The 6,685-nt window shown below is 60.8% G+C and carries 5 protein-coding genes and 1 pseudogene; 4 read left to right on the forward strand and 2 right to left on the reverse strand.

Annotated elements, in window-relative coordinates; genetic code table 11:
• The first annotated feature begins 756 nt into the window (after nucleotides 1-756).
• From ILT46_RS11815 to ILT46_RS11830, 4 genes are all read left to right on the forward strand, one after another.
• Nucleotides 757-1,311 (forward strand): hypothetical protein, encoded by a 555-nt coding sequence (locus ILT46_RS11815; RefSeq protein WP_199504844.1) that lies wholly within the window; start codon nucleotides 757-759, stop codon nucleotides 1,309-1,311.
• 134 nt (nucleotides 1,312-1,445) lie between these two features.
• Complete coding sequence (locus ILT46_RS11820; protein ID WP_199504845.1) at nucleotides 1,446-2,180, forward strand: fimbria/pilus periplasmic chaperone; 735 nt, start codon at nucleotides 1,446-1,448, stop codon at nucleotides 2,178-2,180.
• Between the two features lie 161 nt (nucleotides 2,181-2,341).
• Nucleotides 2,342-4,669 (forward strand): fimbria/pilus outer membrane usher protein, encoded by a 2,328-nt coding sequence (locus tag ILT46_RS11825; RefSeq protein ID WP_199504846.1) that lies wholly within the window; start codon nucleotides 2,342-2,344, stop codon nucleotides 4,667-4,669.
• 8 nt (nucleotides 4,670-4,677) lie between these two features.
• Complete coding sequence (locus tag ILT46_RS11830) at nucleotides 4,678-5,622, forward strand: hypothetical protein (RefSeq protein ID WP_199504847.1); 945 nt, start codon at nucleotides 4,678-4,680, stop codon at nucleotides 5,620-5,622.
• Nucleotide 5,623: 1 nt separating this feature from the next.
• On the opposite strand, the gene ILT46_RS11835 is transcribed toward ILT46_RS11830, so the two are convergent.
• Both ILT46_RS11835 and ILT46_RS12475 read right to left on the reverse strand, forming a co-directional pair.
• The gene (locus ILT46_RS11835; protein ID WP_199504848.1) at nucleotides 5,624-6,028 is read right to left on the reverse strand and encodes a hypothetical protein; all 405 of its coding nucleotides are present in this window, start codon (nucleotides 6,026-6,028) and stop codon (nucleotides 5,624-5,626) included.
• 213 nt (nucleotides 6,029-6,241) lie between these two features.
• Nucleotides 6,242-6,685 (reverse strand): annotated as a pseudogene (locus tag ILT46_RS12475) (DDE-type integrase/transposase/recombinase); the annotation flags it as partial.

A 6,685-nucleotide genomic window follows, 5' to 3' on the forward strand; every position in this document is an offset into this window, starting at 1 on the left:
CTCGCGGCGTCCGAAACTCTAAACGGTAGCGGACTGGCAGCTTATGGTCGCTCGGCTGGGCTAAGCTGCCGTTCAGCAAACGATTAAGTGCAGGCATTCGCAGTAACAGTTTCGTCCGCCCGCTTTGAGGCCGAAACAGGTAATTCATTCGCGAACCCTCTCTAAGCGCAGCTTGGGCGCTGTGCCTGTCAAAAAGTGAATGGCACGTGCTTACGCTCTCGCCGCGCTCACCATGCGCCGCGGAAGCAGGTTCATTCAGAGATGGGCGTGGGCTTCGCGGTGCAGGCACTGCACATACTGTAAGGCCTCTTCAATTTTCACTTAAGTGCATCGGCCTGTCTCAGTTTGAAACAGACTCTGTTTCTACCGGGATCAATCGGTTTATCGATGTTTTCGAGCTAGCGAATCGGTAAATTTTCAATTAACAAGCTCCTAACTTTCGGCGGACGGGCCCATTCGCTCGGTGTCGGCCCGGAAGCTCAGAAGGCGATGGGTTGCCGCTCTGAGAACTGGGGGGGTTATCAGCGGGCCGACACCCGTGCCCCAAAACAAAATGTGATCTCGCCGCTCGCGGTGGAGATCGGACGGATCGAGGCTTCTCGCCTCGGTGCAGGCTCGTGTCCAATCCCGGCGCGAAACCTGTCGATGCGCTGCGCCCAAATCGCAGCGTGAATTTGGGGGCGGTGCCAACCGTGAGGGAGGCGCCGGTCTTGTGAAGTGGAGCCGGCAAGCGCCGGGACAAACTGGAGAATGACTATGAAGAAGCTTCTTGTTGCTGCGATCACTTCGACCGCTTTCATTTCGACGGCGGCCGTTGCTGGCCCGACCGACTCGCAGGCCCTGAATGTCTCGGGCACCGTCCAGCAAGAGTGCAGCCTGGCTGCGCCCACCGCTGTCACCTTCTCGACCGTGAACATCAATGAAGGCGCGGGCGCCAATGCCCTGCTGCTCCGCAACGGTTCGCAGGCGCAGACTCAGAACATCTACGTGAGCTGCAACTACACCGCCGCGATCGGTACTTCGTCGCAGAACGGCGGGTTGCTGAACGCTGCTGGCGCGAATGTCGCTGCTAACGACGCGGCCGACTTCACGAACAAGATCCACTACCGCGTGAAGCTCACCGCGACCGATAACAGCTTCCCCGTTCTCGATTTCCGCACTCTGCTGGAAGCTGGTGACCGCGTGAATGCTGCTGGCGCGTTCCACGACAACGCCGCGCTCGAAGTCCGGATCGACCGTGACGACACCGCGAAGCGTCCGGTTGCCGGCACCTACACCGACGTGACTGTCCTGAGCCTCGGCCCGGTATAAGTCGCCTCGTTGCAAACGAACGGAAATGGGGGGGACTTCGGTTCCCCCCATTCTTGTTAATAGTGACTTGAGAAGTTGCGGCCAGACAGGGCCAATTGGCGGGCGGGCAGAGCGGCGGAAGCCGGGGGAAGCAGATGTTCAGAAAATTGCTAGCGTTGTGCGGGATACTCGCCTTCGCGTTGACGTCGGTCACCGCCCAGGCGGCGCGCGTTTCGCCGATGATCGTCGAAGTTGGCCCAACTGGCCGAACCTCGGTGGCCCGGATCGAGCTGTCGAATCCTTCGCAAGCCGAATTCCCGGTCGAAGCCCAGATGTTCCGCGGCGTCATCAGCGAAGCCGGTGAGCTCGAGCTGATCCCCGCCGACGATCAGTTCCTCGTCTTCCCTGCGCAGAAGATCGTCGCTCCCCAGTCGCAACAAGTCTTTCGCGTGCAGTACGTCGGCGAGCCGGAAATGGCGGCCTCCGAAATGTACTACATGCAGATCCGCCAGATACCGGTCGAATTTTCGGGGGCCGAAAACCAGGTTCAGGTGGTCGTGAACTTCAATGTCCTGGTGAATGTGATCCCGGACGGTGCGGAAGCGGCTCCCGCTTTCGAATCCATCCAGCCTGCGATCCGTAACGACGTGAACGGCATCGAAGTACGCATGGCGAACCGCGGCACGCGCTATTTCACCGCCGGAACGGTTCCCTGGCAGATCAGCGGCACCGCTACCGACGGCACCCCGGTGGACATGCGGCTATCGGCGCAGGAAGTATCCAAGCAGATCGGCGTCGGCGTAGTCGCGCCCGCTCGCACGCGGGTGTTCTTCATCCCCACTGAAAAGCCGATCACCGCCGGAACGATCAAGGTAAGCATGGAGCCCTGATCTTGAGAAAGGGGGGGGCAAAATTCGTTTTTGCTGCCAAGTGCAGCACGCTTGCGCTTGCAGCGTCGATCTCGTGGACGCCGGCGATCGCCCGCGCGTCGGACCAGCCGGCATCAGCAGAGCCTTCGTTAGCGGCTCCGCAGCGCGGACAGTCGATCACCATGTCGGTGCCGCTGGTCTGGAGCGATCAGGTTCTGGGCGATGTCATCGTTCAGGTGGAAAGTAGCGGATCGGCTGCGGTCGAAAGCCAGTCCCTGCGCACCGAACTCATCCGCCTGTTGAACGACGCCGGTGCGGCGCGGCTGGACCAGGTGATAGCGGGCAATCCTTTCATTACCGAAGCGCAGTTGGAAGCCGGCGGCTTCGTAGTCTCCTTCGACGAAGCTTTGCTGCAGCTCACCATCGAGTCGATCGACCCGACCTTGCGGCCCATCGAGCCGTTAAGAGGCCGGAGCGAGAGTTCGGATCGACTGCTGCCGTCGATCCAGCCCGCCGATTTCAGTGCCTATCTCAACTCCAGCGTGAACCTACTCTATGGGAACCGCGAAGGCTGGGTATCGCCAGACGTATTCCTGTTCGGGGCGGCGAGGTATCGCAACGTGGTGCTGGAAGTCGATGGAGGCTTCACTCAGGATTTCAACGAGGATTACCGTTTCTATCGCCGCGCCGCGCGCGCGGTGTATGACGAGCCGGACAGCTATCGGCGGTGGAGCGCGGGCGACCTGCGCCTGCAGGACACCGGCGTGCTGCGGTCTCCTTTCATCGGAGGGGTCGCCGTCGAGAAGAGCCGCCGCATCTTCGACCCTTTCGCGCCGACGATAACCTTGGGCGGGCGGCAAATCTTCATCGCATCTCCATCGACGGTCGAAGTGATCGTCAACGGCGCGCCTTATCAGACGCTGGACCTGCAACCCGGGACATACAGTCTGGACGACCTGCCGATCCAGATCGGTTCGAACGACGTGCAGCTGGTCGTCCGCGACGCCTCCGGCCGCGAGCAGGTAACGCGGTTCGATTACTTCTTCGATCCGATCGATCTCGAGGCGGGTGAAGAGGAATATAGCGCGGCGATTGGCTTCGTCGCGAACGACGCCGGCTTGCAGCCGGAGTACTCCGGCGACCCGGCGGCCCTGCTTAACTATCGCAAGGCACTGAGCGATATCCTGATTGTTGGAGGCGGCGTGCAGCTCTCCGAAGATATTCAGGTCCTTGGGTTTGAGACCCAGGTCGTCCCTCAGGTCGTGCCAGGCAGCTTTGACCTGCAAGCGGCCGTAAGTACCGGGGACGGCACCGGTTTCGCGGTCCGTGGTGGGTATCGCGTCAACTTCGGCAGCGTCCCCACACAGAAGCGATTTTCGGCCACTTTCGATTATCAGAGCGCGAACTTCCGCACCGTGGGCGACATCGCTGGTTTCCGGCTTGAGCGACTCTCCGTGAATGCCACCTACAGCCAGTCTCTTTCGTTGCGGACGACGCTAGTAGCGGGTGCCAATTACTTCAGCCGCTCCGGTGCTCCCGACCAGAGCACTTTGTTCGTCGACGCCAATCATCGGCTGAGAGACAACATCCGTGCATCGCTGGGCGTGGAATACGGCACGGGCCCGTTCTTCAAATCGAATTTCGGCGTTCGTGCAGGGATAACCGTTCTCCTCGGCGGCAGGCACCGTGCCGATGCGGCTTACGAGAGCCGTCGCGATTTAGCACGGGCGTCGATTTCGCGCGGTACCGAGAACGATGTCGGCTCGCTTGGGTATGCTCTGAATTTCCAAAGATCCCAGGGAAGCGCTTCCGCGGATGGAATTGTGGACTACATCGGCAACCGGTTCGAAGCACGAGCATCACTAGGGACCTCGGGTAACGGCTTGAGCGGGATCGTGGATGACCAACTGGCAAGGTTGCAGATCGGAACATCGTTCGCTTTCGCGGATGGCGCATTCGGCATCGGTCGGCCCATCCAGGATTCTTTCCTGCTCGCGCGGCCCCACCGGACGCTTGGCGGCACCGATGTAGTCGCAGGCCGTAGTCTGCGCGACGGCGAGTATGAAGCAGCCAGCGGCGCTTTGGGTGCCGCGGTGGTCAACCGTCTTACCTCGTATACCGCTCAGGACGTTCAGTACGACACAGAGACGGTTGAGGCGGGCTATGACATCGGGTCCGGTGTGGTGCGCGTCGAACCGCCGTATCGAGGCGGCTACGATCTAACGGTCGGGACCGATCGCTTCGTCAGCGCAGTCGGGTTTCTCCACATCGATGGGGCGCCGGCCGCGCTGATCTCGGGGATTATGACCTCGAGTGATGACGAGGGGTTCGAGCCGACGCCATTCTTCACGAATTCAGCAGGCCGGTTCGGCATCATCGGGCTGGCGCCCGGCCGAACTTACACCGTGCGGCTACAGGGAAGCGAGCGAACGTTCAGTATCAAGGTTCCCGCGGAGAACTCGGGCCTGCTCAGGGTAGGGACGATCAATCTCCCGAACATGGCACAATAGGAAGCACCATGCGCTACTCGACCTTCTTCACCTCGATGTCGCTCCTGGTCATTCCGGGAGCAGCCTTGGCTGCCGATTGCCGGCCGGCCTTCGTCGGCGGCGATCAAGCCGTCACCATAGACGGCGTGCAGATTGAGCCCGGCGCGAAGGCGACCGAAAGCTTTCAGGTCAGGGTACGGGACGCGTCCTCTCCGGCCGGCGGCCCTGGAAATTCACCAGGGATGGGCGGCCCGGCAGCCGGTGGTCCTTGCTCCGCAACGATCCGTGTGAGCAGGCTGGGAGTGCCGACCGACCCGGCGTTTCCTCCATACGATCTGCTAGCTCCCGGGAACAGCCGCATCGAAATCCTTCCCGAGCCCACGGCGGGCGGAACACCCGACAGTGACGTCACAATCGCGAACGTACCGCCCGGGCCCCAAGGACGAGCCGTTCCGCTTCGCGTGCGGGTGGATACCGAATGGGGGCTCCGCTCAGGGACGTATGTCGAGCAGCTTCAACTCCTGCTCGTTGACGATGAAGGTGAGATCGTCGATCGTTCGAACCTCACGATCACCATAATCATCCCACCTGCCGTCTCACTACGCTTCGTTGGCGCGGTGATCGGAGGGGGAGCGTACGGGCCAGCCCGCATAGACCTCGGAAACCTGTCGAGCACCCACGATACCCGTTCGGAACGCTTCGGCGCGCGCATCTTCAGTACGGCGCCGTACACCGTGCGCTTCTCATCCTCGAATCAGGGCGACCTGCTTCATGAGCAAAGCAACGATCGCATTCCCTACCGCTTGTTTTTCGACGGGGCCCTGGTGGACCTCAAGGGCTCGCCGGAGGTCAGCTATCCGGAGCGGACGCCGGCAACGGGCGACAGAAGGCCCATGCGTATCGTGGTTCCTGCCATCGTAGCTCCAGCGGGCCGCTATTCGGACCGGATCACGGTGTCAGTCAGCGCGCTCTGAGTCAGATAATCGCAAACCCCAGGGTGACTGCGATGCTCTGAGAGAGCTGGGTGGCGCGGATCGAAACAGGCACATGACCTACAACGGGTCCGCTGCGTTGAGCGATATCGCTGATGCCGGAGCTGGCCAGCTGACGGCTTTGACCGCCGTAGTTGATCTCGACTTGCTCACCTTCATCGAGTGGACGGTGAGAAGCGATAACGCGGAAGCCGCGGCCGCTGTTGCACATCTCGAATACGGTTCCGGTCGCGGAACCCCGAGCACCGTGCATCACAATGGAGGCAGCCTCAATCTGGCAGACCTCCGGCACGACGAGGGTGATCCGAGCGCTAGCAGAACTCCCCACATCAGCATTGGCGCCACTAGCAAATATCGCAGCAGGAACAATTGCGAAGTACCATCGCATAGCCTTCTCCTTAGGCATGAGATGTAGGCAAGAAGGGTTAAGTTCTTATTGAGGCGACCACCCGAAATGTCGGAAAAATGGATGCGAGCAGCCGGGACAAAAGTAGATTCAAGATGCTGCTGTTGCCGTACGCTACGAAGCTCCGAGGGGATGCTGTTAGTTCAAGCTAAACTCGTTTCCGTATCGCAGAGCCCTCTGTTCCCCCGCCTGACGTCACGCCATGAGGCTCTGCCATTCAGCCGAGACAGTTGAGCGGCGGGCCTTGTAAGTCTGGCGATTGATGAGGTGGCGTTCTTGGAGAAGCGGTTTTGGAAGGAGGCGTGGACTGAAGCGCCTCCATCTGCCTGAACCGCAGCCAAGCTCGATCATCGCTGCTCTATAGGAGCGTAGGCCGTCGGAGGTGATCGTCTCGGGCGAGCCATGGCGCTTCAGCGCCTACTTCATGAACCGAAGCGCTGCTGCCTTGTCTCTCGTCCTAGTGACGTAGCTTTCGAGCACCTCGCTTTCATGATCGACTGCTCTCCACCGGGAGACCATCTCGCCATTCAGACGGAAGTAGATCTCATTCAGTTGCCACTGCCAATGGCGGAAGCCGCGCATGCGGCTCACCAGTTGGCGGCGGATGTCTGATGTGTCCGTCGTCAGAACATTTGGCGC

The sequence above is a fragment of the Qipengyuania sp. YIM B01966 genome (assembly GCF_016461955.1).
Taxonomy (GTDB): Bacteria; Pseudomonadota; Alphaproteobacteria; order Sphingomonadales; family Sphingomonadaceae; genus QFOP01.

Excerpts from the sequence above, each read along its gene's own strand:
- ILT46_RS11815 (WP_199504844.1), top strand. The coding sequence starts at position 757 with ATGAAGAAGCTTCTTGTTGCTGCGATCACTTCGACCGCTTTCATTTCG.
- ILT46_RS11820 (WP_199504845.1), top strand. The coding sequence starts at position 1,446 with ATGTTCAGAAAATTGCTAGCGTTGTGCGGGATACTCGCCTTCGCGTTG.
- ILT46_RS11825 (WP_199504846.1), top strand. The coding sequence starts at position 2,342 with ATGTCGGTGCCGCTGGTCTGGAGCGATCAGGTTCTGGGCGATGTCATC.
- ILT46_RS11830 (WP_199504847.1), top strand. The coding sequence starts at position 4,678 with ATGCGCTACTCGACCTTCTTCACCTCGATGTCGCTCCTGGTCATTCCG.
- ILT46_RS11835 (WP_199504848.1), bottom strand. The coding sequence starts at position 6,028 with ATGCGATGGTACTTCGCAATTGTTCCTGCTGCGATATTTGCTAGTGGC.